This is a genomic window from [Clostridium] saccharolyticum WM1 (genome assembly GCF_000144625.1).
Taxonomy (GTDB): Bacteria; Bacillota; Clostridia; order Lachnospirales; family Lachnospiraceae; genus Lacrimispora; species Lacrimispora saccharolytica.
This window is the reverse complement of the sequence record NC_014376.1, coordinates 616,470-640,428: the sequence shown is the minus strand read 5'-3', so window position 1 is coordinate 640,428 and position 23,959 is coordinate 616,470. Positions and strand designations below refer to the sequence as shown.

The 23,959-nt window shown below is 39.7% G+C and carries 26 protein-coding genes; 11 read left to right on the top strand and 15 right to left on the bottom strand.

What is annotated here, in order from left to right; translation table 11 throughout:
- Window positions 1-13: 13 nt before the first annotated feature.
- Window positions 14-1,948, bottom strand: a complete 1,935-nt coding sequence (locus tag CLOSA_RS02935) for a thiamine pyrophosphate-binding protein (protein ID WP_013271295.1) — start codon at window positions 1,946-1,948, stop codon at window positions 14-16.
- 133 nt (window positions 1,949-2,081) lie between these two features.
- Here CLOSA_RS02935 and CLOSA_RS02930 point away from each other — a divergent pair, with 133 nt between their 5' ends.
- From CLOSA_RS02930 to CLOSA_RS02915, 4 genes are all read left to right on the top strand, one after another.
- Window positions 2,082-2,300: a hypothetical protein gene (locus CLOSA_RS02930; RefSeq protein ID WP_041708420.1), complete on the top strand. Its 219-nt coding sequence runs from the start codon at window positions 2,082-2,084 to the stop codon at window positions 2,298-2,300.
- Between the two features lie 154 nt (window positions 2,301-2,454).
- A complete protein-coding gene (locus tag CLOSA_RS02925) occupies window positions 2,455-2,943 on the top strand; it encodes a hypothetical protein (protein WP_041708418.1) in 489 nt (162 codons plus the stop codon).
- A gap of 367 nt (window positions 2,944-3,310) precedes the next feature.
- Entirely contained in the window at window positions 3,311-4,651 is a 1,341-nt protein-coding gene (locus CLOSA_RS02920) for an N-acetylmuramoyl-L-alanine amidase family protein (protein ID WP_013271294.1), read from the top strand.
- 234 nt (window positions 4,652-4,885) lie between these two features.
- On the top strand, window positions 4,886-5,293 hold the full coding sequence (locus tag CLOSA_RS02915; protein WP_013271293.1) for a hypothetical protein: 408 nt from the start codon (window positions 4,886-4,888) through the stop codon (window positions 5,291-5,293).
- A 46-nt stretch (window positions 5,294-5,339) separates the two neighbouring features.
- Here CLOSA_RS02915 and CLOSA_RS22820 read toward each other — a convergent pair whose 3' ends face one another.
- The 6 genes from CLOSA_RS22820 to tnpA (CLOSA_RS21625) form a co-directional block, all read right to left on the bottom strand.
- Window positions 5,340-5,489 (bottom strand): hypothetical protein, encoded by a 150-nt coding sequence (locus CLOSA_RS22820; protein WP_166431294.1) that lies wholly within the window; start codon window positions 5,487-5,489, stop codon window positions 5,340-5,342.
- 1,326 nt (window positions 5,490-6,815) lie between these two features.
- Entirely contained in the window at window positions 6,816-7,388 is a 573-nt protein-coding gene (locus CLOSA_RS02910; RefSeq protein WP_013271292.1) for a nitroreductase family protein, read from the bottom strand.
- 32 nt (window positions 7,389-7,420) lie between these two features.
- Window positions 7,421-8,269: a pirin family protein gene (locus CLOSA_RS02905; protein WP_013271291.1), complete on the bottom strand. Its 849-nt coding sequence runs from the start codon at window positions 8,267-8,269 to the stop codon at window positions 7,421-7,423.
- Window positions 8,253-8,687 carry a MarR family winged helix-turn-helix transcriptional regulator gene (locus CLOSA_RS02900; protein WP_013271290.1) on the bottom strand — a complete coding sequence of 145 codons (435 nt, stop codon included), beginning with the start codon at window positions 8,685-8,687 and terminating at the stop codon, window positions 8,253-8,255. The genes CLOSA_RS02905 and CLOSA_RS02900 overlap by 17 nt, the downstream gene beginning before the upstream one ends.
- Before the next feature lie 546 nt (window positions 8,688-9,233).
- The gene (tnpB, locus tag CLOSA_RS02890; protein ID WP_013271285.1) at window positions 9,234-9,590 is read right to left on the bottom strand and encodes an IS66 family insertion sequence element accessory protein TnpB; all 357 of its coding nucleotides are present in this window, start codon (window positions 9,588-9,590) and stop codon (window positions 9,234-9,236) included.
- A complete protein-coding gene (tnpA, locus tag CLOSA_RS21625; RefSeq protein ID WP_013271286.1) occupies window positions 9,583-9,927 on the bottom strand; it encodes an IS66 family insertion sequence element accessory protein TnpA in 345 nt (114 codons plus the stop codon). The genes tnpB (CLOSA_RS02890) and tnpA (CLOSA_RS21625) overlap by 8 nt, the downstream gene beginning before the upstream one ends.
- A 210-nt stretch (window positions 9,928-10,137) precedes the next feature.
- On the opposite strand from tnpA (CLOSA_RS21625), the gene tnpA (CLOSA_RS02880) reads away from it, so the two are divergent.
- The 7 genes from tnpA (CLOSA_RS02880) to CLOSA_RS23375 all read left to right on the top strand — a co-directional run bounded on the left by tnpA (CLOSA_RS02880) (window position 10,138) and on the right by CLOSA_RS23375 (window position 15,137).
- On the top strand, window positions 10,138-10,497 hold the full coding sequence (gene tnpA, locus CLOSA_RS02880; protein ID WP_013271289.1) for an IS66 family insertion sequence element accessory protein TnpA: 360 nt from the start codon (window positions 10,138-10,140) through the stop codon (window positions 10,495-10,497).
- Complete coding sequence (tnpB, locus tag CLOSA_RS02875) at window positions 10,491-10,847, top strand: IS66 family insertion sequence element accessory protein TnpB (RefSeq protein WP_013271288.1); 357 nt, start codon at window positions 10,491-10,493, stop codon at window positions 10,845-10,847. The genes tnpA (CLOSA_RS02880) and tnpB (CLOSA_RS02875) overlap by 7 nt, the downstream gene beginning before the upstream one ends.
- Window positions 10,848-10,938: 91 nt before the next feature.
- Window positions 10,939-12,480, top strand: coding sequence for an IS66 family transposase (gene tnpC / locus CLOSA_RS02870; protein WP_013271287.1), 1,542 nt, complete (start codon window positions 10,939-10,941; stop codon window positions 12,478-12,480).
- 191 nt (window positions 12,481-12,671) lie between these two features.
- Window positions 12,672-13,016, top strand: a complete 345-nt coding sequence (tnpA, locus tag CLOSA_RS21620; protein WP_013271286.1) for an IS66 family insertion sequence element accessory protein TnpA — start codon at window positions 12,672-12,674, stop codon at window positions 13,014-13,016.
- Window positions 13,009-13,365 (top strand): IS66 family insertion sequence element accessory protein TnpB, encoded by a 357-nt coding sequence (gene tnpB, locus CLOSA_RS02860; RefSeq protein WP_013271285.1) that lies wholly within the window; start codon window positions 13,009-13,011, stop codon window positions 13,363-13,365. The genes tnpA (CLOSA_RS21620) and tnpB (CLOSA_RS02860) overlap by 8 nt, the downstream gene beginning before the upstream one ends.
- A 103-nt stretch (window positions 13,366-13,468) precedes the next feature.
- Window positions 13,469-14,659, top strand: a complete 1,191-nt coding sequence (tnpC, locus tag CLOSA_RS02855; RefSeq protein ID WP_278145467.1) for an IS66 family transposase — start codon at window positions 13,469-13,471, stop codon at window positions 14,657-14,659.
- A complete protein-coding gene (locus CLOSA_RS23375; protein WP_278145464.1) occupies window positions 14,652-15,137 on the top strand; it encodes an IS66 family transposase in 486 nt (161 codons plus the stop codon). The genes tnpC (CLOSA_RS02855) and CLOSA_RS23375 overlap by 8 nt, the downstream gene beginning before the upstream one ends.
- Window positions 15,138-15,263: 126 nt before the next feature.
- On the opposite strand, the gene CLOSA_RS02850 is transcribed toward CLOSA_RS23375, so the two are convergent.
- The 8 genes from CLOSA_RS02850 to CLOSA_RS23650 all read right to left on the bottom strand — a co-directional run bounded on the left by CLOSA_RS02850 (window position 15,264) and on the right by CLOSA_RS23650 (window position 23,792).
- Entirely contained in the window at window positions 15,264-15,752 is a 489-nt protein-coding gene (locus CLOSA_RS02850) for a GtrA family protein (protein ID WP_013271284.1), read from the bottom strand.
- The gene (locus CLOSA_RS02845) at window positions 15,749-16,852 is read right to left on the bottom strand and encodes a DegT/DnrJ/EryC1/StrS family aminotransferase (RefSeq protein WP_013271283.1); all 1,104 of its coding nucleotides are present in this window, start codon (window positions 16,850-16,852) and stop codon (window positions 15,749-15,751) included. Before CLOSA_RS02845 ends, CLOSA_RS02850 begins: the two co-directional genes overlap by 4 nt.
- Before the next feature lie 34 nt (window positions 16,853-16,886).
- A complete protein-coding gene (locus CLOSA_RS02840; protein WP_013271282.1) occupies window positions 16,887-17,426 on the bottom strand; it encodes a GNAT family N-acetyltransferase in 540 nt (179 codons plus the stop codon).
- Window positions 17,427-17,439: 13 nt separating this feature from the next.
- Window positions 17,440-18,366: a glycosyltransferase family 2 protein gene (locus tag CLOSA_RS02835; RefSeq protein WP_013271281.1), complete on the bottom strand. Its 927-nt coding sequence runs from the start codon at window positions 18,364-18,366 to the stop codon at window positions 17,440-17,442.
- The gene (locus CLOSA_RS02830) at window positions 18,363-18,785 is read right to left on the bottom strand and encodes a sugar 3,4-ketoisomerase (RefSeq protein WP_013271280.1); all 423 of its coding nucleotides are present in this window, start codon (window positions 18,783-18,785) and stop codon (window positions 18,363-18,365) included. The genes CLOSA_RS02835 and CLOSA_RS02830 overlap by 4 nt, the downstream gene beginning before the upstream one ends.
- 21 nt (window positions 18,786-18,806) lie before the next feature.
- Complete coding sequence (locus CLOSA_RS02825; protein ID WP_013271279.1) at window positions 18,807-20,231, bottom strand: hypothetical protein; 1,425 nt, start codon at window positions 20,229-20,231, stop codon at window positions 18,807-18,809.
- Between the two features lie 32 nt (window positions 20,232-20,263).
- A complete protein-coding gene (locus CLOSA_RS02820) occupies window positions 20,264-23,239 on the bottom strand; it encodes a hypothetical protein (RefSeq protein WP_013271278.1) in 2,976 nt (991 codons plus the stop codon).
- Between the two features lie 301 nt (window positions 23,240-23,540).
- Window positions 23,541-23,792, bottom strand: a complete 252-nt coding sequence (locus CLOSA_RS23650; protein ID WP_408643004.1) for a class I SAM-dependent methyltransferase — start codon at window positions 23,790-23,792, stop codon at window positions 23,541-23,543.
- Window positions 23,793-23,959 lie beyond the last annotated feature (167 nt).

Below are 23,959 nucleotides of genomic sequence, written 5' to 3'. Positions count from 1 at the left end.
GTTGGTTTTTATGTTACTCCCTGATCCGGGAGATGATCATGTTCCGGTCCATTTCTTCATCGGAAAGGAAGGGAGACAGATCCTCTAAAGGCGGAGAAATAAGAGTTCCGTCAGGCAGGCGCTTTGCAGAAGATTTTGGTTCAAAATTCTGGTCCCTGCTTACAAAAATTTCACAGATCACAGGCCCTTTTTCTTTCAGAGCTGACTCAATGGCATTTTCCAGCTGGCTGTTATGATGGGCACAGACATAGGGATACCCGTAAGCGGCAGAAAGCTTTTCCATATCCGGGAAGCTTAGATCCCGGCTGTCCTCCCCGATTCCCACCAAAGGCTCTCCGAAGAAATTCTTCTGTGTCTGGCGGATGGAATGATATCCGCCGTTATTGATCAGGAAAATCTTCACAGGCATACGGTGATGTATGATCGTCTGCAGCTCCTGTAAATTCATCTGGATGCTGCCGTCACCTGTAACCAGGATGATATCTTCTCCCTGGGCTGCCATGCAGGCTCCTATGGCCGCCGGAAGATCATAGCCCATGGAAGCGACTGCGGAATTGGACAGGAACCGCTGTCCCTTCTTAATGATATAAGCATGACCTCCAACCACACAGGCAGAGCCATTTCCCACCACAGTGATCCTGTTTTCAGGAAGCCGCCTGCTTAACTCCTTGACCAAGGCATAAACATTGGCTTGCCCATCTTCTCCATCGTTATAATGCTTTGGAAGAACGACCGGATAGGTTTCTTTCCACATCCGGCAGGTCTCGTTCCAGGTCATGGAATCAAGGCCCTTTCCGCGGTCAAACAAGGGAGCATCTGCAGTGGCCTTGTATTCTGAATCCAGAAGCGCCTCCAAAGCCGTCAGCAGATCCTTTACATGGGCATGAACCCGCATATCTGCATGAATGGAGGGCTTTTTTAACTCCTCCGGGTCAATATCATTGACGATCACATAGGCCTCCCTGGCCCATGTGGTATAATTGTATCCCACCTGGCGGATGCTTAAGCGGCTGCCAAGGGAAAGGACCAAATCGCTGTTTTGAATGGCAAAATTTCCTGCACGGTCTCCCATTCCGCCGCCCCGTCCTGTGTAAAGAGGATGCTCATCGGGAATGCAGTCCTGGCTGTTCCAGCCGGTGACAACGGGAATCCCCAGCTTGTCCACTATCCGCAGGAACACCTCATGAGCCTGTCCGATCCGGATCCCATTGCCTGCATTGATTACCGGTCGGGAAGAAGATTTTATTTTTTCCAAAATGGCTCTGGCAGTTTCCGCCGTCACCTTTTCCGGAAGAATCTGGCGTTTTTCTCCATAGCCCGCCTTATCCTCTTTTATTTTTGCTTCATGATCACCGGCCCATCCGTCTCCGCCCTTTTCATAGTCTTCTGCCGAAAAACCGGCCAATTCTTCCGTCTCTATATAAGCTCCCTGGACATCTAAGGGAATGTCCAGCCAAGCAGGACCTGGACGGCCGGAAAAAGCGAGGTAAATGGCTTTTTCCAATGTGTAGCGGATCCTCATGGGATCAACTACCATTTCGCTGTATTTTGTCATACAGTCAACAGCCTTTGTGATATCAAACTCCTGGTCTCCCATGGCTCTGATTCCCACTCCCGACCATCTTGCTGTTGTGTCATAGCGCACCTGACCGGATAAAATCAGCATGGGAATGGAATCAAGATAACCTCCAAGCACTCCTGTAATGGCATTGGTCCCTCCGGGGCCTGTGGTCACGCAGACGGCGGCTATGCGGCCCTGGATTCTGGCATAGGCTTCCGCAGCAATGGCACAGGCCTGCTCGTGATGGTTATACAAGCAATGCATTCCCTCCTGATGCCCCAGGGCATCGTTTAAATGCATGGCTCCTCCGCCTGTAACGGTAAACACCTGGGTAATCCCGGAATCCACCAGTTTCTGGGAGATATAGTTGGATACTTTCATTCTCATGGATCTTCTTCTCCTTTCCTCTTCCTTGCCCATGTTTGCTGGACATAAAGGGATACCTGCAGGGATTTTCTACTAGCAGGACCATGTTTGGGATCATAATGGTATCCCTGTATAGTTTTTTGAGGATTTTTTATTGTTTGCATTGATGCTTGTGTGGGCTGCGGAGCCTGCGGCTTCTGGTACGCTGTGCAGATTGTATGTCACGTTGTTTCTGCTCCGCAGTGCAGCCTGCAAATCCTGCGGCTTTAATACGCTGTATGGCTGCAGGGACCGCGGCTTCTGGTACGCTGTGCAGATTGTATGTCACGTTGTTTCTGCTCCGCAGTGCAGCCTGCAAATCCTGCGGCTTTAATACGCTGTATGGCTGCAGGGACCGCGGCTTCTGGTACGCTGTGCAGATTGTATGTCACGTTGTTTCTGCTCCGCAGTGCAGCCTGCAAATCCTGCGGCTTTAATACGCTGTATGGCTGCAGGGACCGCGGCTTCTGGTACGCTGTGCAGATTGTATGTCACGTTGTTTCTGCTCCGCAGTGCAGCCTGCAAATCCTGCGGCTTTAATACGCTGTATGGCTGCAGGGACCGCGGCTTCTGGTACGCTGTGCAGATTGTATGTCACGTTGTTTCTGCTCCGCAGTGCAGCCTGCAAATCCTACGGCTTTAATACGCTGTATGGCTGCAGGGACCGCGGCTTCTGGTACGCTTTGCAGATTGTATGTCACGTTGTTTCTGCTCCGCAGTGCAGCCTGCAAATCCTGCGGCTTTGGTACGCTGTATGGCTGCAGGGACCGCGGCTTCTGGTACGCTGTGCAGATTGTATGTCACATTGTTTCTGCTCCGCAGTGCAGCCTGCAAATCCTACGGCTTTAATACGCTGTATGGCTGTAGGGACCGCGGCTTCTGGTACGCTGTGCAGATTGTATGTCACGTTGTTTCTGCTCCGCAGTGCAGCCTGCAAATCCTGCGGCTTTGCAGGCTCACAGGCATTCGCCTTATGAATTAGAACACAAAAAAATTTTCTTACGTGCAAGGCACGACAAAAATTTTTCCGCGTCCTAATTCGCACTGCTCATTGCTTTTGTGAAGATTATACCACACCGTCTCTTATTTTCCTATTAAAGTTTTCTTACTTTCTAAAAGCTTCCATTTTTCGTCAGCAATTCCTTGTTAAGGAAGATTTCTCCTGGGTTTATGGGGGGACCCCTGGCTTTTCTCATCTTTTTTCTTGTTATGTTAGCTCCTTCCATATCTGCCAGCAAACCACACTATTAAAGTACCTTCTAAGTACGTTATAATCGCAGAGTAATGCAACTATGGATTTTCGGCCACGATAAAACTTATTGCAAAAAAGGAGAGAACATATTTATGAAAAAGCATTTAAAATTGATGGCTGTATTATCCGCTGCCGGTGTATTAACCGTTGCAGCTCCAGAGCTGGGCTTAATTAGTACAGCAGCAACCGCCTATGCAAAGGTAGTCGGCTGGGTTGAGGAAAACGGAAGCTGGAAATTTTATGATGATAATGACAGTTACGTAACCGATGCCTGGAAAAAGCGCGGGGAAGACTGGTACTACTTAAACGAAGATGGCGAAGTCGCCACCAATGCACAGATCGATGAATATTATGTAGACGAAAGTGGGAAAAGGGTTTCTGACAAATGGATTTCCATGGCAAACGAAGAATTCTGGGACTCTGCTGATGCCCCTGAAACTTTATGGCATTACTATGGAAAAAACGGTAAAGAAGTTATTTCCAAGTGGCAGAAAATCAACGATAATCTGTATTACTTCAATGACCAGGGTGAAATGATGACCGGAAAAGTTGAGATTGAAGGAAGTACTTATTATTTGGGAGAAGTGAATGACGGTGTCATGAAAACAGGCTGGATCAAGCTTGAGAATGATTCTGAAGATCTTGATGAAACCCACTCCTGGTACTATTTTGATAAGAGCGGCCATATGGTAAACAATCAGGTCGACAAAAAAATCGATGGTAACTATTATACCTTTGTAAACGGAATCATGCAGACCGGTTGGTACAAGCTTCCTGAAACCGCCACTGCTTCCGAAGCAGCTTCTGATACTCAGACCGCAGCCGGATACCAGTATTATGATCTGGAAAGCGGTGCACGGGTTGAGGGTTGGAAGGAAATCGAAGGTATTGCCGGACTCAGCGAGGAAGGCGAGATCAATACCTTCTATTTCAAGAACGGCGCTCCTTACTCCGCAACAAAGGGTCTTGAATTATTTACCATTGATTCTAAAAAATATGCATTCAATACTAAGGGAGAAATGCAGACCGGACTGGAAGTCGTTAATCTGGAAGGCGGCGGAATTGCCAACTTCTACTTCGGAACAGACGGCGCTATGGTTACCGGAAAGCAGACAATTTACGATGAAGATCTTGGTGAGGACCAGGTATGGTTCTTCCAGACAGAAGGTACAAACAAAGGCCAGGGTGTTCACGGTGTGCGTGACAACGTCCTGTACGAATATGGCTTAAGAAAAGAAGCTGATGCCGATTTAAAGGTTGCTCCTATTTCCTTTGAAGGCAAGCAGTACCTTGTAAATGCCAGCGGTTCCCTCCAGAAAGCTACTTCCTCTTCCAAATCAGCTACAAAGCCGGAGCTGGGAGCAGGATATAAGGATTATAAGGATTCCAATGACAAAGTATGGATTGTCGATGTAAACGGCATTATCCAGTAAAACAATAACAAATTACAAAAGAATCATCCGTTCAAATAGAAAGAGGTCCACACGTTAATAGCGTGGGGATCTCTTTTATGCATTCTGCACGAATAGTACAGGGGTTTTTGTGTAGCTTCCATAAATTTGGAATTTTTTTATATATTTTGTATCTTTTTGCGTTATAAATTGAAATATTTTACGTTATATATTATAGAGGTAGATTGTTTTCAATCTAAAAAAAGGAGGAGACCGATGAGAGAACTGTCCGTGTACTATTGTCCTAAATGCGGCTACTATGGATATTATCAGCTTCAGCGGAACGCAGTTTGCCCCAAGTGCAGGGAGGATATGGTGACCTTATCCATCAGTTATCAGGATTTTATGGATCTCTCCTGCGAAGCAAGGGACGAATTGCTATCCGCCCATATAATAGCAGCTGCTTCTCCCTATGTCCGGCGCCTTTTGGCGCCACACAAGACCAATAACAACCGGGAGATCATCGCCCGCATGGGGGATCGCATTACCGAATTAGAAATAGAAAATGAAAAGCTGAATAAAACTATTGAATGGATGCACCAGACCATCTGGGAACTGATGCGCAAAACCAAAGGGTTAGATCCCGGCAACAAAGAAAGTTCTGAAACCGGGATTGATCCCTGACAGGGATTTTCCCGGGAGTGCCCCCGCACTCCCCGGCCATCCCTGGTCAGGCAACTCCGTCAACACTTATGTAACGACCAATCAATCTGTTAATCGTTTGATTTAACCTTTTAATCACTTTATGGAGTTTCTCATTTTCTTCCATAAGCCTCTCATTCTCCATCTCTATAATCCTTAGCCTCTCAGCGTCTGTCATATAGAAAACCCTCCTTTTTTCGCTTTTCTTGTAATCACTATAAGCCGTTTCCAACTGTTTGAAAAGCGAAACAAATCGCAATATTCGACAATATTTTGTCATTCATTAATAATTAAGCCATATTTTTTTCTAAAAAGAGACCAAAATACTACATCTATTTATCCTAATGGAATAAGGTACAATATGTGCCATGGTATATTGTCGATAAAATTGACACAAAAATTAATACTTTTATATATTTTTAAAGGGATTCGGGAAAGAATTTATCATATTTATTCATTATCATGGACGTTGGAATTGGCAGGGAAGGCAGCTGATTGGATTTATTCGGAGGATGTATACCCTTTGTTTAGCGTTTGTTTTTATCATTGTGAGTCATTGATTAACAGAATAAATTGCAGGATGAATGACTGAATGATTTGGTTCTATCGATATGGTTCTGTGGCTATTTTGATATGAACGGGTTGATATGGACGGGTTCATGCTGCCGGATTGATATTGCTGTGGCGAGAATGTTGGATTGATATAGCTGAGGGCATAATGCTGGGGCTATAATGCTGGTTTGATATAGCTGGGGGCATAATGCTGGATTGATATGGCTGGGGGCATAATACTGGATTGATATGGCTGGGGGCATAATGCTGGATTGATATGGCTGGGGGCATAATGCTGGATTGATATGGCTGGGGGCATAATGCTGGATTGATATGGCTGGGGGCATAATGCTGGATTGATATGGCTGGGGGCATAATGCTGGATTGATATGGCTGGGGGCATAATGCTGGATTGATATGGCTGGGATCACATCTGACGAGTCGTAATTCTTGGTCATAATACCAGAGTCATAATACTGAGGTCATAATATTATGTTCATTTTACCAGCCTTATGGTGCAATTATTGCTCATATTCATACAATCATTTTTATTTCTATTACCATATCGCTGACTGCACATATTAATACTTCATATACAATCAACGGGCCCGTGAGTATCTTTCAAGTATACAACTCATATATCAAATTATAAAACGATTTTTTACTTAAAAATATGTAACTTATCCGTCTTTGTTCCACGATAACATCCTACAGTTCTTTAATAAGAATATCTTTATTTTCTGGATCTCTAAGCTTTCTGCACATATAATTGAAGGATCCCAGGATACCCCCAGAGCCTGATGTTCTTGCTATCGCTATATGCAGTATAAAAATGACGGCAGGAACTATTAACATTCAAGACCATTTTTTCCATGTCTGATTATCGCAATAAGAAAAGCAAGCGTATGAATCCTTCCTACCGTACGCTTACTTTTCCTTAAATTGTTTTAATTTATCTTTCGATCCTGACCCGTTTGGAAATGTCTTCTTTCTCTTTTGGATCAGGTTCATTTCCAATGCCACCGAAAGGCATTTGAGCGATCAATAAATAGCTCTCCGGCAAATCAAACAATTCACGTACTTTTTGGTCTATTACCGGGTTATAGTGTTGTAAGGAAGCACCAATCCCTAATTCCCGAAGCCCGCTCCAAATGCTGATCTGAAGCATTGCACTGGATTGCATCGCCCAGGCTGGAAAGTTATCCGCATACAGAGGAAATTGCTTTTGAAGTCCTTTTACTACCTCCTGGTCGTAGAAGTAAAGAATCGTCCCTGCTCCGGCTTTAAAGCTGTCGATTTTTTCTCTTGGAACCTGGCCTCCAAAAACGTCATAAATGGAGTCCCATAACACTTCCTGCTTATCTTCCAACGCCACCAAAATACGGGAGCTTTTCATATTAAATGCATCAGGCACCAGTTCCGTTAATTTCTCAATCTGCTGAATGACCTGACTAATCTCTACAGGCAGTTCCTTGTTAATGTTGTAATAGCTTCTTCTTTTTTCTAATGATTGAATAATGCTCATTTTATACCTCCTAGTTTCATTTAAAAACACTTTTATTTGTTATCATATGACATTTCTTTTTGTAAAAAAGTTCCTTTGTCTAGATCTGCAAAAGCTTTTTGCAACTCAGCTTTTGTATTCATTACAATTGGCCCTCCCCAGGCTATAGGCTCTCCTAACGGCGTTGAACTTATAAATAGTACCTGGGCATTTTTTTCATTACATTTTATCTCAACTCTGTCGCCGGAAGTAAGCTTTGCTGCTGTCTTTTCTTTCACCAGTTCGCCATCAATAGAAACCTCTCCTGTCAGGGTGAAAATCATAACTAAGCGATCTGGATCCGTATCTAAAAGAACAGAAGAATTGGAATCAAGATGGATATCGTAATAGTCCAGAGGAAGATATTTACTCCTGTATCCCTTTTTGTCTTTGTATTGGCCGGCAAGCAACCTCAGCATTCCATTCCCAAGGTCAATCTCTTCAATCTCAGCATTTTTTATGCTGTGGTAGGATGGGGCGGTCATTTTATCTTTTGCCGGTAAATTCAGCCATAGCTGCACTCCCAGCATTCGTTCCGATGCCGGCAGCTTCTCTTCATGCAAGATGCCAGAACCAGCCGTCATCCACTGGACCTCACCGTCAGAAATCGAATCTTCATTGCCTAAACTGTCCCTGTGTATCATCTGCCCGCGGTATACATAACTGATAGTTTCAATGCCTCTATGGGGGTGCATGGGAAAACCATCTGTGTAATCATCTGGATTTGTGCTGTCAAAGGAATCCAGCATCAAAATGGGATCATATTCTTCCATTGTTTCATACCCTAATACCCTGACCAGCTTCACTCCTGCCCCATCCTGAGTTCCGAAACCTCTGACCTGTCTTTTAACCTTTCTCTCCATTGATCTCATCTCCAAACTTTTTTAATAAGATAGCCAGCTGATCTTTTTCTTCATCAGTCCAAAGGGACATTAACTCAATGATTCTGGCTTCATTTCTTGGGTAGACCTGGCCAATCAGCTCCTGTCCCTGGGCAGTGATATGCAGAATGCAACGCCTCTTATCCTTGGTATCTGTTTCCCTTATAAGATAACCTCTTTTTTCAAGATTATTTATAATTAGTGGCATGGTCCCACTGGAGCTTAGTATTTTTTCCTGGACCTGGCCAATGGTCATGTCACCTTTGTGATACAAAGCTTCCAATACAGCAAATTGTCCCAGGGTAAGTTGGTAATCTGAAAATATCTTCGTTGACTGGCGGTCAATATAGTTTACGGCCCGATGGAGGCCGATTAGGATTTTTAACTCTGTTTTTGCCATTGCTTCTCCTATATTATCTCTATGTAGTTATATATTACTCTATGTAGAGATAATTTGCAAGAGGATTTTAAAATTATAATTGGGAGAATTCGATTCTTTTTGAGTAAGTGTCAAATAAGTTGGTGTATAGAAAAACAGACAGCCTCTGTTTATAATTGGAGGTTGTCTGTTAACGGCAAAGTTATTGAATCATCGGATCCCATGGCACATCCTTCTGTCGGCAGAGTCTTCTCAGATTTCCTGCCAAACCGATTCTGTGTAAGAATAGAGATTTGTTCCTTTAGACTTTCAACTTGATGGAGCATCTGCTCATTCTGCTTTTGAATGGTAGTATTCTGCTCCGAAATAAGCTGGAAACTTTCATGCAGCTGCAAGTAAAGCATAACAATCATATCTTTAGAGAGATTATTCAGTTCATCCTTAGTAATAGTAGTCTTTTCCATAGGATCATTATACCATGAAAAGCTCTGAAATTCATCGTATTTCTGGTGTTTTTTAGCTTTAGGATAAAGGATTTAACTGTCAAGGTACTTATGTAATTCGCAGTTAATAGAGTTCCGGTTTTACCTTGGATATGATTCTTTTTTGTTCGATGGAAAGACCCTCCATCAGCCATCGGAATTGCTGTTCGGTAATTGATTGTGCTTCCTGCCTACTGCGTGGCCACTTTAGATGACCGCTAGTCAGCCTCTTATATAAAAGTAGCCAGCCATCGCCCTCATACAAAAGTGCTTTTAACCGGTCTGTTTTTCTTCCACAAAACAGATAAATACTTCCGGGTTCCGTTGGATCGAGCCCAAAAGAGCCACTGATAATAGCTACCAGTCCATCCACTCCTCGGCGCAGATCCACATATCCAGTACAGATATAAATGTGCTTAAAGCCGACAGCATCATTAAGCATTACGAACCACCTCCAGCACTTTGGAGAGAAGTTCCATTGGAGTTGATTCGCTAACTCCCAATATAGTATTTCCAATAGCAATAGTCATTTGATAAGTAAAAAGATTTTCACTTGTTGTTGCAGGAACAGTTTTTTCCGGGAGAGCCGGCAGTTCAACAAAGCTGTTATGAATCAGAGCAGCTTCTTTCACTTTTCTTAGCCAGTAGTAATAGGCGTGGCGTGATAACTGGTGTCGTTCACAGTATTCATCGACCTTTATACCACTTTGACAACGGTCTTTAATGATCCTGGTCCACTCACTGAGTCGGATCTGGTTGGTTGCAAGTCGTGTGTTCATGTGGAGTTTCTCCTTGAGTTCTGAGCGAAAAGTTTGTTAGAAACTTTTTCAACTTTACACCATTATCTCAATTTTGCGAGGAACCGTAAGCGCTTAATAAAACAGTGCCTTATATAATGATTAAGATCCATGTCATAATTAATTCCATATAATTGAGCTTTTTGAGTTATAGTTTTTCAAGTTTTTCAAGCTCTAGGAATGGAGGCATTTATGGATCAAGTTACTCAAACAAAAGTTTTATTCCGCAGAGAACAATGGAAAAAGATCATTGCGGAATGCCAAGCTAGTGGCCTTCCCGTTAAGACCTGGTGTGACCAGAATGGTTTCAAAGAACAGTCCTATTATTATTACCTTAAGAAGATTCGTGAACAGGAAATCGAAAAGATTTCTGTAGCATTACCTGATCCAATGGAGAAACCGGTTCTATTTAAAAAGTTGGAGGTTCAGACACCTATTCATACACAAGCTGCTGTAATCATACATCTTCCGGTTGCAACACTTGAAATAAACAATGGTGCCACGCAGCAGACCATTGAAATGGTGCTCCTTGCACTGAACTGCTTATGTTAGGAGATATTACCATTGCAAAGGACATTTACATTGCCTGCGGTTATACCGATATGCGTAAGTCGATTGACGGACTTGCCGCTGTCGTACAGGAGCAGTTTAACCTCAATCCGTTTACCCCATCACTTTACCTATTTTGTGGAAAACGCCGTGACAGGATCAAATGCCTGCTGTGGGAAGGAGATGGATTCTGCCTTTTATACAAGCGTCTGGAGAATGGAAGCTTCCGCTGGCCGCACTCAGAGGAAGACGTAAAGCCTATCACATGGCAACAGTTCCGCTGGTTGATGGAAGGTCTTGAACTGGAACAGAAAACGGTTATTCTGCCAGCAAAACCGGCTTCGTTCTGTTAGCATTCAGTGCCAGAAAAGCCCGTATTTACTGGTTTTTTAGCCATTTTTATGGTATAATTATCTTATCAAAAATATAAGGAATGAAACCATAATGGACAATAAAGATGCTTATATCATGCACCTTGAAAACACAATACAAGACCTACAGAATCAGATAAGCAACTTAAATGAAATAGTCCTGCTTCTCCGTAAAGAGAAGTTTGGTTCTTCCAGTGAAAAAACTACAAAGGAAGAAATCGATGGTCAGCTTTCTTTATTCAACGAAGCGGAAATGGAAGCAGATGCTTCTCTTCCTGAGCCTATAGTAAAGGACGTCAAAGGTTATAAACGTAAAAATACAAAAACCAAACGCGAAGAACTGATCAAAGATCTTCCTATAAGAGAAGTTCCATGTACACTACCAGAAGATGAGCAGTTCTGTGATCAGTGCGGTACACCATTAAAAGTACTTGGTACACAGGTTGTACGTGAAGAGCTGGAATACATTCCGGCAAAACTTCGGATCGTTAAGTACATAAAGACTGTTTATGAATGTTCGAAATGTAAGCACTCTGAGCATCCATATATTGTGAAGGCAGAAACTCCAACATCACTTATGAATCATTCCCTTGCATCTGCGAGTTCCGTGGCAAATGTCATGTACCAAAAGTATGTCAATAGCATCCCTCTTTACCGACAGGAAAAGGATTGGGAACAGCTGGGGATTGCTCTAAGCAGAGCAACTATGGCGAACTGGATTATTCGATGCTCGGATGACTACTTTAAACCAATCATCGACCACCTTCAGCAAAAGCTGTTGGAACGCGATGTTCTCCATTGCGACGAAACGCCTGTCCAAGTCCTTAAGGAGGAGGGTAAGAAACCACAGACGAAATCTTATATGTGGTTATACTGTACCGGTAATGATGGAAAAGAACCAATTATTCTTTATGATTACCAGCCTTCCCGAAATGGGGACAATGCAGTAAATTTCCTGAAGAACTTCAAAGGGTATGTCCATTCAGATGGATACTCCGGATACAACAAACTTTCCGGAATAACCCGTTGCGGCTGTTGGGCTCACCTACGAAGAAAATTTGTAGAAGCCATCCCCACAAAGAAAGCCGAGGGTGCTTCATTGACTCAAGCAGAAATTGGAAGGGATTACTGCAATCAGCTTTTTAAAATTGAAGAAGGATTAAAAGATCTTTCCTCAGAAGAACGATTAAGCAAGCGTCATGAACTAGAAAAACCAGTTCTTGAGGTCTTTTGGTGCTGGCTTAATAACCTTAATTATCTCAAAGGCTCGGCCCTTGGAAAGGCAGTTGTCTATGCAAAGAACCAGAAGCCTTACATGGAGAATTATCTTCTTGATGGGAGATGTTCTATTTCAAACAATGCCGCTGAAAATGCCATTCGTCCATTTACCGTGGGGCGGAAAAACTGGCTGTTCGCAGACACTCCAAAAGGAGCAAATGCGTCTGCTACTGTATACAGCATCGTCGAGACCGCAAAAGCAAATGGTCTTAATGTATATACCTACTTAGAGTATTTATTACTTTACATGCCTGACACTGATTGGAGAAACCATCCAGAATTACTTGATGATCTGATGCCGTGGTCAGCGGATGTACAAAGTGAATGTAAGAGGTAAGGCTCAGGATTGGTTATTATAACTGATCCTGTTTTTAATTTTAAAGGCACTCTTTTATTAAGCGCTTACAAACAATCGTAAATGGTAAATAACGCGTCTACTTTCTGGTTCCTCGCAAAATTGAGATAATGGTGTAAAGTTGAAAAAGTTTCTAACAAACTTTTCGCTCAGAACTCAAGGAGAAACTCCACATGAACACACGACTTGCAACCAACCAGATCCGACTCAGTGAGTGGACCAGGATCATTAAAGACCGTTGTCAAAGTGGTATAAAGGTCGATGAATACTGTGAACGACACCAGTTATCACGCCACGCCTATTACTACTGGCTAAGAAAAGTGAAAGAAGCTGCTCTGATTCATAACAGCTTTGTTGAACTGCCGGCTCTCCCGGAAAAAACTGTTCCTGCAACAACAAGTGAAAATCTTTTTACTTATCAAATGACTATTGCTATTGGAAATACTATATTGGGAGTTAGCGAATCAACTCCAATGGAACTTCTCTCCAAAGTGCTGGAGGTGGTTCGTAATGCTTAATGATGCTGTCGGCTTTAAGCACATTTATATCTGTACTGGATATGTGGATCTGCGCCGAGGAGTGGATGGACTGGTAGCTATTATCAGTGGCTCTTTTGGGCTCGATCCAACGGAACCCGGAAGTATTTATCTGTTTTGTGGAAGAAAAACAGACCGGTTAAAAGCACTTTTGTATGAGGGCGATGGCTGGCTACTTTTATATAAGAGGCTGACTAGCGGTCATCTAAAGTGGCCACGCAGTAGGCAGGAAGCACAATCAATTACCGAACAGCAATTCCGATGGCTGATGGAGGGTCTTTCCATCGAACAAAAAAGAATCATATCCAAGGTAAAACCGGAACTCTATTAACTGCGAATTACATAAGTACCTTGACAGTTAAATCCTTTATCCTAAAGCTAAAAAACACCAGAAATACGATGAATTTCAGAGCTTTTCATGGTATAATGATCCTATGGAAAAGACTACTATTACTAAGGATGAACTGAATAATCTCTCTAAAGATATGATTGTTATGCTTTACTTGCAGCTGCATGAAAGTTTCCAGCTTATTTCGGAGCAGAATACTACCATTCAAAAGCAGAATGAGCAGATGCTCCATCAAGTTGAAAGTCTAAAGGAACAAATCTCTATTCTTACACAGAATCGGTTTGGCAGGAAATCTGAGAAGACTCTGCCGACAGAAGGACAATTATCTTTCGATCTTGAAAACCTGTGTATCCTCAATGAGGCTGAGTCACTGACTGAGAATGGAATTCCCGAAGAACTAGATATGGAAACAGTCCTTGTTCGTAAGCGCAAGCCTCGTTCCAAGGGAAAGCGTGATATCAACCTGAAGGATATCGAGACCATCGTCGTATCGCATGAACGTACTGAAAAAGAGCTCTCAGAACACTTCCCAAAGGGCTGGCATTATCTGCCGGATGAAATATACAAAGAGCTAAAGTATGTACCGGCTCACTTCGAAGTACTGGAGCATCACATCAAAGTATATGCCGGAAATCATGATACCGGTGGGATTCTTCGCGCAGAGGTTCCTCTGCGTCTATTAAGTCACAGCATCCTTACCCCGGAACTGGCAGGAGCCATCATTAACGCCAAGTATGTCAATGCGGTACCATTAAACCGGCTTTCTGAAGAGTTTTTAAGGAATGACGTTAACATTCCAAGACAGGATATGGCAGGGTGGATGATCCGTATTCACCAATACTATCTTGGCCCGATACATGACATGATGAAGGCAGAGATTATGAAAAGCCATCATATACACTGTGACGAAACCCCTTTTGTAATGCCAGAAAAAAGTAAGCAGTACATGTGGGTCTACCATTCACCTGGCAGTTCGGAAAAACCACCGGTCTTCCTTTACGAGTATCCAGGAACGAGAGGGACTGCCGCCCCAAGAGAATTCCTAAAAGGATACAAAGGGACTCTTGTGACAGATGGTTATCAGGTATATCACACCCTGGCGAAGGGACGGTCTGATGATCTGAAGGTTGCTGGCTGCTGGTCTCATGCCAGAAGACGGTTCGCTGAGATTGTAAAAGCCAGTGGAAAAAACGGTCCTTCCACACCTGGACAGAAAATAGCAGCTGAAGCAGTAAAAAGGAATCGCTGCTATCTATCATGTGGATCATATGTATGAAAAATCATCCGATGAAGAAAGACTGGATCATAGAAAAAACTCAGTCAAACCTCTGATGGATGCCTATTTTGAGTGGATAAAAGAGAATGCAGGTAAAACGGGACTGGATAAAAGTTCAAAACTGGCAGGTGCTCTTGATTATTCCATTCATCAGGAACAGTTTTTAAGAGTATTTCTTGAAGATCCGAAAATACCTCTTGATAACAATGATGCAGAAAGAAGTATCCGTTCATTCTGTGTTGGTAAACACAGCTGGCACATCATCGATTCGAAGAACGGTGCAGAGGCTAGCGCTGCCTTATATAGCATTGCTGAAACAGCAAAAGCGAATGATCTTAAGCCGTATGAGTACTTCTCTTATCTGCTTGAGCAGTTAATGCATTATCCAAGAAATAATGTTCCGGATGATGAACTGGTAAAACTAATGCCGTGGTCAGAGGAATTGCCAGATCGTTGTAGAAAACTAAAAACACGGTAAATATACCGCCGCCCCAATCGGGCGGCGAACTTGTTGGCCGGGACTGGTTATTTACCATTTACCATCCGGAAGCTAAACCTATATGCAGATACCAGTTTGAGGTAAATACTATAGCTCAACACCAAATCACTTCACCTTATAAGCCCAAAACTTATTAATCACAAAGTTCAAAGGTATTGTTATTAAAAGATTGGCTATCGGTGCAATCAATTGATTTATCCCTAAGGTGCCAACTTCTATGTGCAAAAGAACACTATTTAGCAATATTCCTGTTAATCCATAAGAGATATAAGTTTTTAAAAAAGTTAACAGCCAAAAACGTTTACTTTCTCCATTATCCTTAAATACATATCTATTATTCCAATAAAAAGAATTTGCCACACCGATCGTAAATCCTATAAAATTAGCAAGCATGTATTGGATCCCTAACAGGAGGCATACCAGATAAATAAAGTAGTGAAGCATTGTATTAGAAATTCCTACAAAGCAAAATCGTATGAACTGCATAATATTAACTAATTTCTTTTCATCAAGCGACATACGAAAAACCTTCTTAAAAAAAAATCTTACTAGAGTTGCCAGAATTCTCTCTATTTTATGCATCAATCTATTCATGTCTCATTTCCATAAGCATTAATATTTTGTATGACATACTCCTGTTCCTCTGTAGTCATCCCATTATACAATGGAATGGATAATACCTCTTCAGCATATGCTTCAGTTATAGGTAACGTCCCCTTTTGTTGCCCTAAATAAGAATATGCTTCCGACAGATGTGGTGGAATAGGATAGTGAATAATCGTACCTATCCCTCTCTCATTCAAATAATCAATGAGCTTCTGCCTATTACGACAACGTATCACGAACTGATGCCATACTGTTGTAGCACCCTTACGAATAGTGGGCAAAACGATATTATCATTACAAAGAGAAGTCAAATATGTGTTACATAACCTGACTCTTTCTTCCGTTAATTCATTCATATGTTGTAGTCGCACTCTTAATAACCCTGCCTGTATTTCATCTAACCTAGAATTGGCACCAACCACCTTATTATAATACCTTTTTTCGCTTCCATAATTTCTAAACACTCTGAATTCATCTGCCAGCTTATCATCATTAGTTATAATTGCCCCTGCATCCCCGAATGCACCCAGATTTTTGGAGGGATAGAAAGAAAAACACCCTATATCTCCAAACGTTCCTGTCATTTTTCCATCGAAACATGCTCCATGGGATTGAGCACAATCCTCCACAAGACGAAGATCATATTTTTTAACTAACCGCATAATTGGTTCCATATTAGATGCTTGTCCATAAAGATGAACTACAAGAATTGCTTTTGTTTTTGTAGTAATTCTCTCTTCAATTTTAGATGCGTCTATGTTATTATACTCGTCCGGCTCCACAAAAATAGGGGTAGCACCATTTATGGTAATTCCCATTACACTTGCTATATATGTATTTCCCTGTACAATTACTTCATCTCCAACACCAATTCCAAGGATTCGAAATGCAATCCAGAGAGCATCCAATCCATTAGCAAGACCTACGCAATGTTTTACCCCTGCATACTTAGCAAACTCTTCTTCAAACTTCTTTACCTCGTTTCCAAGTACATACCAGCCCGAACGTAAAACCTCCAGTACTTTTTGTTCAAATTCTTCCTTGTATACCTCAAATCCTCTGTCTAAACGATTTGGCATTATCTTCATAACTTCTTGTCTCCTTACTTTGCAATTTATGCTTCTAAATATTAAAGCCATTCTTACAAAGGGCTTGATACTCACAGCTTAATATAGAGTACCATTTTAATGATCTATACTCATCTTCTACCAACAAATGGTTTCTAAATTCACCCTCAAATGTAAAACCACATTTTTCATATAATTTAATCGCTCTGAAATTATTAGAAAAAACATTTAAATATATTCTTTCAAATTTAAATTCTTCAAATGCAAGTCTAAGTATTTCCTTTGTCGCTTTAGATGCAATTCCTTTTCCTTGCGCTTTCTTTCGAAGACTTATAGCATATTCCGCATTTTTATTAACAGTGCTTACCTCTTTCAAGCTAATTGTTCCAAGATACTCATCACTCTCTTTATCAGCAATGGCATAATGAACACTATTTCCTTCTATTGGCATTATCTCTGCATTCTCAATAAACTGCAAAATTTTTTTTTCATCTAACCTATCCGTACCAAAACGAAAATTCTGACGAATATCAGAATCGCTCATCCACTCAAGCATACCCTCCATATCTTCTTTTTGAAGCTTTCGTAACTTCACTATCCTTCCCCCCTTACTCGATTTCATTCTCTTCTTCTACAATGAAAGGCGGCCTATTTCGAGAAGCATCAAAAGTTCTCCACAAATAACTGCCTAAAATTGCCAAAGTCAACATTATTATTCCAAAACTGAATAAATTAAATATAAACAAAGTTGTCCAGCCACTGACTTCTATTAATCCAAGTATCTTAAAAATCAATACCAATACAGCCCAGACCAAAGCCCCAGTAAAAGATAAAGTTCCAATTCCTGCTACCAATGTAATTGGCAATGTTGAAAAGCTAAATAAAGAATCAGAAACCAACTTCAACTTTTTTTTAAGTGTCCATCGGCTTGTTCCGATCTCTCTTGCTAAACGGGTATAATAAACTTTGCCAGTTCTAAAACCACTCCATAATATCTGCCCTGTCAAAGCACTGTTTTTTTCATCCAATTCCATTAAAACATCTATTACCTTTCGATCAAGTAAATAAACATCAAATCCACCCTTCGGCATAGAGGGCAGTGCTGCCTTACGCACTAAGGCATAATATAAATTGGCAAATAACGACTGACTCAGTTTTTCATCTCGCCCATTTCTTACTGCAAGAACCACATTATTTCCCTGTTTCCAAGATTCTGTCATTTCAAGAATTAATTCTGTTGGTTCTTGTAAATCCGCAGCTTTAACAACAGCACAGTCACCTGTACATCTAGAAAGCCCACATAAAATAGCGGAATGAGAACCAAAGTTTCTGGATAAACTAATGATTTTGATATGAGAATCCCTTTCTGATAGACTCTTCATCACCTCATAACTTTTATCTTTTGAACCATCATTTACAAGGACAATCTCATAATCATAATTAATTACATCAATCACTTTTTTCTTGATATCATCATACAACGGATACAGGTTATTTTCATTATAATATACCGGTATCACTATGGACAGTTTCATTCTACAAAACCTCCATTTACAATCTCTTCGAATTCATCATAATTCCTTATGTATTCCTCCGTATCATAATGCTCACTAGCAAGGCAAAGCAATACTGAATCTTCACTAAATTCATACATATCCTTCCATACCATCTTTGGTAGATAAATACCTGTATGTGGACGATTCAAAACAAAAATTGCCTCATTCCCTTTTCCATCTTTTACCCTTACCTTACTTTGTCCAGAAACATTTATTAATATAAACTCAGTCTTTTTATTTGCATGTTGTCCCCTAACCACCTCAGCATCTGAACCATATATGTAAAATATTCGTTTAATATCAAAGGGAATGTCTACACCTCCCTCTACAACAACCAGATGTCCTCTTGCATCTCCGTTTTGCGGAAACTCTAACATTTGCACAGTTTGTTCTTTCATTGTATTCTCCTCATAAGTAATTTAATTCCCTATTAGTATTGTAGCATTTTCAAGCATTAAGTTCGTGTTAGCCGATAAAGTAAAGCATAGCACTATAAACACAATAAATGATATCCACTCCAGTAATGTACTCTTTTTCAATCTATTCAATACATCACTGATATTCAGTGTATAGCAATTGGCAGCATAACACAATATAAAAATAGGAATAAAAAATCTAGGTTCAATTGCACCCATTATAGACAACAACGCAGGTAGCACTATTATAATATAAGTTATGCCTTTAACTAAATGCCCTGATTCAATCTTTTTTACTTTTTTCACCTTTGCCAAAAAGAAAAACCAAAGAGTGTAATTTACCATAGAGAATATAATTCTATTTTCATATGCATTTTCTACATAAGGCGTATTATAATTAATATCAATTCCATTAAAAATATGTCTGAAATAAATACAAATAAAGTCTACGGGGTACTTGAACAGTAACTTAATATATTGCCCTATTGAACTTATAGTTGAAATATTTTCTTTTTGTAAAATACCTTGCCCCTGAAAATCAATATATCTCATCGCTGGTTCAAGTCCATTTCCGATATAAGTCTCATATTTTTGCATGAATATGCCCCATTCAATTTGTTGTATAAGCAAACTTTTTCCATAAGAAGATAAGGAGGTCTGAATAAAGGGGCTCAAAACCTGAAAATTAAAGTAATTGATATAAATTTGTGGAATGAAACAAATTAATAACCCTACCACAGTGCAGATAATATATACTGCAGCAGTTTTCCTGCTAACCCTTTTATAAAAACAAATAAATAATAGGAAAAAAAACGGAATTATTATAATTTGATACGAAGGTCTTATATTCACTGAAGCAGCAATACAAACACCTGCCAATATATATTTAATAGCTTGTGTTATCTGTACTCTCTCTATTCGTTTATAATAGTTTTGTAACACTATATATATTCCTGCCAGTAAAGCAAATAATGCCGGAAAATCTGATAAAGGATACAAAAAATATCCTCTCCAAAAAATAGTAGTTATTACACAAAACGCAAGGTTCTGAAAAGCAGTTATCTCTTTATTAAGTATCAAAGAAAATAACTTTGGTATCAATACAGCTATTAAAAACGCAACGATAACTGCATTCACGCTCCTAAATAAAAATATTTCATTTAGATGCAATGCCTGCGCCAAAAGGTAGAACATTGAATTAATTAATGGATACAAATATCCCCTCAATGCTTCTTTATAATTGAGTATATTAAACCTCCCTTGTCCAAAAAATGTTTTCCCTAATTCCCAATATCCTGATGCATCGTAGTAAAAACTCAAATGACTACTATGTAGATTAGATAATAAAATTATTAAAAATACGATTAAAAAGCACATAAGATATTTATACTTCTTATACTTTTCATATAAATAATAAATCTGTTCCATAGTTTTCAATCCCTCTTATAATAAAATACAATCTAAACTCTAACCTGCTTTTTACTCTTATGCTTCCTTTCAAAAACCATATTTGTTTGTTCATCAGCCTCATCGGGCATAACTGCAAATAATATAGCAATCAACAGATAGGGTACAATGTTATGAGTAAAGCGATAACTTTGCTCCACAAGAGCGATGAATAGCGTAAGAAAGTTAATAATCATTGGTAAAAATATAATGTTTCGCGTCCACCTTTTTTGCGTAAAATTGAAATAAATCACCCATGCAGCGACACAAATCATAACTCCATTTCGCCATAAAAAACTATCCCAAAAGGGGTTTTGCCAGGAGGTGGCAGATAAAAATTTATCCAGCAAAGTCTTTAGCGTCGTGTCCTTATGTGCAAAGCCGAAATCATTTTCATAAATATCTTTCTGATATCGCGAATTTAGTGATCCCTGTGCCTCAGACTGATTGATAAAAAGGTTAGTATCATTCATTGCCATACGTTCATAAAATATGATGTCGGGATTGCGCAAAAACAGACGCAAAATGATGCCAATTTGTTCAGCGCTACTTTTGCCCGCATAAATACTTGATAGGTTATGTTCCCCATTATAAATATAGTCAAACGCAAGGAACGGTGCAAACTGAGCTTTCCAAAAATCTACAGTAGCAGTCTGTGTGGCCTCTTCCAAAATATCTTCCGGAATCTCTCCATCGTAATAAATTGTATAACCAACGCAGTCTGTTACTGTTCCAGCTAAGCCAATTCCGTAATGCTTCACATTTAGCGCTTTATAAATCGGTCCGTTGAATAGAAAAACAAAAGTCGCTGCCAATATTATACTGACAACACTATAAAACAAACGCTTTTTTAATGCTACAATGAGTAGAATCAAACCACAAATCAGTGCTATCAAAAAACCATTGTGCCTTAGCAACGACACTCCACTCAATGCGATAACCAATGCAATATTCTCTAAAGCCCCAATTTTTTTGTCCATAAAAATCTTTTGCATGAGGTAAGCCAAAACTAAAAGAGCTAACAGGAATACCACATCTTTCCATTGCGTCACCACATAAATAGATGAGTTGGGAAGAAGAGCAACTGCACAACCAAGTACTAACAGTACTTTTTTGTTAAAGTTCCATAAGGAAAAGTAATTAAGAATATAAGCCAATATAACTGCAGTTGAAATTATTTGTACTAATATCACCATTGCAGGTGATTGCCACAGGAGACTGCACATACGAATCCATAGCGTAGAAAAAATTGGATGAGCATCAAGCAGCGGACTTACCCCTATTGCCTGCCCCCATTGATCCACACTATCTGGACTCATATTGGCTGGATAATATGCAACTAACCAAATAAGCCAATATAAAATCATAAAAATCAGTAATATCGGAAACACTTTCAGTTCGTTTTTTTGAATTCGAATAGTTCTTGTCGTTATCCATTTTTTAGATATTTTGTTTTTAAACAGTTGTAAAAGTGTCAATATACTGATGCCAAAAGCTGCAGCATACACCATAGATATACCCAAGAAACCAATAATGGATATACCTCCCTGTATTTTGTTCGGGGAAAGTACAATTTTATTATAACTCCACAAGAATACAGTGAAGAAAGTAATGCATACAAAGAAAAGGATTTTTACTCTGCTAACTGCTTTCTCAATTTTACTATATTTAAAATCGAACTTTTGACGCAATACATATATTGCAAAAAATAGGATAAAAAACAAAAACGATGTTACCAAAAAAAGTGATCCTGTTGTCCAACTCCTCAGCCAACCACTAAGAGGTAAAACAATACTTAGAAGAAAAGGTGGAACCATTACGCCTAAAAGACTTGATGGCATAATATGAAATGAAAGGTATAAGGTTAATGTACATAACGAAAACAATAGGGAGGACTGTAAATAAAAAATCGCTGTAAATGTAGGATGAAATTCTAAATTGTAAAGATTATTTACTAATAGGAACACAACAAATACTGATAATATGATTGCGATAACAAAGGCTCGCATATTGTATCGCTGTACATTATGTTCTTTTAGAACAGCAAAATATGCTACACCCGTTAATATTAATAAAACGGAAAATGCACCGCATAAGAGAGCAAAATATGCCTTTGAATATAGTTCTATACTTGTATGTCGGAAAATAAGGAAAGCTATTCCCATACATACTGCCAATATATAAAGCAACTGATAATTACGGGGGGGACTCAGAGAAGACGTGGAACTATTTTCCGTCTTAATTGATTTACGCCATATCAAAAAACAGATAGCAGTATTGATAATATCTAGTAAAAGTATAAAACAGCCTATTCTAGCTATCCAATCCCAAATGAAAGAGACTCCCCTTTCTCCTGGCAGAGAGAATGTAACATTACTGCTTTCTTTATCTTCCGTACGATACAAATCAATCTTTTGATTTTTTTGATTGCTCTTTACAAGTACTTCACCACTCCATGGATGCGACAAAAAATCAATTTCTGTATTTCGTGCGCCTGGCAGTTCAAAAGCTATAGTTGAAGGTTGGTTTTGATAAGAAAGAAGATTAGCATTATCTCGATATTCCCATTCGGGTGCAAGTGGTACTTTTGATAGATCATACTTCTGACCATCTATTTTAATCTCGGTAATCCAAACCTCGGTACCCTTCTGTCCTACATGAATTTCTCCAGTTTTCCCCAACGCTGTAATGGATATACTTATTGGATCATATCGCCATCCAACAAAAGCATCAAAACCAACCGTTACAAAAACTACTGTTATTAAGATTGACACCAGATTTTTCGCAACTTTTTCTTGAATAGTAATTGGGGGCAGCTTCAGATACCGATGCCTTAACAACCAAAAAAAAAGAAGAATAAGTAAAAAGTAAATGAACACAAATATTTTTTGAAACCAGGTATCTAAAGTGATTTCGTCAATGCGCCATGTCAAATAGTAAGAACCTAAAATGCAAAGAAGGCCCATCCTAATATAGTTTAATGTTTTCAAATGTACTACCTCCCTCGTATAATAGAGCTAAGCTACAAAACTACTTTTTCTGTCCAACCTTTGAACTGGGCAAGTAGCATCATATTTCTCTATTAACTTTTTCAAAAATATAAAAATCTGATGCTGATGTGCTTTCCTCTAACCCTATAGCATAGGGATATTTGTTCGGTATGAAGGACACTAGTTTCCACCCACTAATATGCTCTTGAAAGTACTTCATAAATTTTCTATGCCTATATTCAGGCCAAATCGTATACTCCTCGTGGTTAGATGAATATATGATTATATATCTACTTGATAATTAAAACAAACCTTCCATATATTTCTCGAAAACAGACTCTTCAAGTAAATGAAAAATGACATCCATAGAAATAGCTAGTTCATATCTGTTGTCTATATATAATGCCCTTTCCGTTAATGCACAAAAGAGTTGCTTAGAATTATCATCTTTAAACTTAACTCTATTCTGTTCAATAATAGTTTGAGAAACATCCACTCCTACGTACCGCTTGTATTTAATCTGCGAAAGTTGATTTCCATCTCCACACCCTATTTCAATCGCAGAGCATATGTGTTTATTGCTTAAAACTCATTTACAATATCAGCCAAAACTCTGCTAATTTATTATAGGATCCTGTCCCAGAATTCCCTCCCTCCGAATAATTATTGTCCCAAAATTCAGAAGAATCATTTATCTGATGCATATAATTTTGTACAGAA

Excerpts from the sequence above, each read along its gene's own strand:
- CLOSA_RS02935 (WP_013271295.1), bottom strand. The coding sequence starts at position 1,948 with ATGAGAATGAAAGTATCCAACTATATCTCCCAGAAACTGGTGGATTCC.
- CLOSA_RS02925 (WP_041708418.1), top strand. The coding sequence starts at position 2,455 with ATGTCACGTTGTTTCTGCTCCGCAGTGCAGCCTGCAAATCCTGCGGCT.
- CLOSA_RS02920 (WP_013271294.1), top strand. The coding sequence starts at position 3,311 with ATGAAAAAGCATTTAAAATTGATGGCTGTATTATCCGCTGCCGGTGTA.
- CLOSA_RS02915 (WP_013271293.1), top strand. The coding sequence starts at position 4,886 with ATGAGAGAACTGTCCGTGTACTATTGTCCTAAATGCGGCTACTATGGA.
- CLOSA_RS22820 (WP_166431294.1), bottom strand. The coding sequence starts at position 5,489 with ATGACAGACGCTGAGAGGCTAAGGATTATAGAGATGGAGAATGAGAGG.
- CLOSA_RS02910 (WP_013271292.1), bottom strand. The coding sequence starts at position 7,388 with ATGAGCATTATTCAATCATTAGAAAAAAGAAGAAGCTATTACAACATT.
- CLOSA_RS02905 (WP_013271291.1), bottom strand. The coding sequence starts at position 8,269 with ATGGAGAGAAAGGTTAAAAGACAGGTCAGAGGTTTCGGAACTCAGGAT.
- CLOSA_RS02900 (WP_013271290.1), bottom strand. The coding sequence starts at position 8,687 with ATGGCAAAAACAGAGTTAAAAATCCTAATCGGCCTCCATCGGGCCGTA.
- tnpB (WP_013271285.1), bottom strand. The coding sequence starts at position 9,590 with ATGCTTAATGATGCTGTCGGCTTTAAGCACATTTATATCTGTACTGGA.
- tnpA (WP_013271286.1), bottom strand. The coding sequence starts at position 9,927 with ATGAACACACGACTTGCAACCAACCAGATCCGACTCAGTGAGTGGACC.
- tnpA (WP_013271289.1), top strand. The coding sequence starts at position 10,138 with ATGGATCAAGTTACTCAAACAAAAGTTTTATTCCGCAGAGAACAATGG.
- tnpB (WP_013271288.1), top strand. The coding sequence starts at position 10,491 with ATGTTAGGAGATATTACCATTGCAAAGGACATTTACATTGCCTGCGGT.
- tnpC (WP_013271287.1), top strand. The coding sequence starts at position 10,939 with ATGGACAATAAAGATGCTTATATCATGCACCTTGAAAACACAATACAA.
- tnpA (WP_013271286.1), top strand. The coding sequence starts at position 12,672 with ATGAACACACGACTTGCAACCAACCAGATCCGACTCAGTGAGTGGACC.
- tnpB (WP_013271285.1), top strand. The coding sequence starts at position 13,009 with ATGCTTAATGATGCTGTCGGCTTTAAGCACATTTATATCTGTACTGGA.
- tnpC (WP_278145467.1), top strand. The coding sequence starts at position 13,469 with ATGGAAAAGACTACTATTACTAAGGATGAACTGAATAATCTCTCTAAA.
- CLOSA_RS23375 (WP_278145464.1), top strand. The coding sequence starts at position 14,652 with ATGTATGAAAAATCATCCGATGAAGAAAGACTGGATCATAGAAAAAAC.
- CLOSA_RS02850 (WP_013271284.1), bottom strand. The coding sequence starts at position 15,752 with ATGAATAGATTGATGCATAAAATAGAGAGAATTCTGGCAACTCTAGTA.
- CLOSA_RS02845 (WP_013271283.1), bottom strand. The coding sequence starts at position 16,852 with ATGAAGATAATGCCAAATCGTTTAGACAGAGGATTTGAGGTATACAAG.
- CLOSA_RS02835 (WP_013271281.1), bottom strand. The coding sequence starts at position 18,366 with ATGAAACTGTCCATAGTGATACCGGTATATTATAATGAAAATAACCTG.
- CLOSA_RS02830 (WP_013271280.1), bottom strand. The coding sequence starts at position 18,785 with ATGAAAGAACAAACTGTGCAAATGTTAGAGTTTCCGCAAAACGGAGAT.
- CLOSA_RS02825 (WP_013271279.1), bottom strand. The coding sequence starts at position 20,231 with ATGGAACAGATTTATTATTTATATGAAAAGTATAAGAAGTATAAATAT.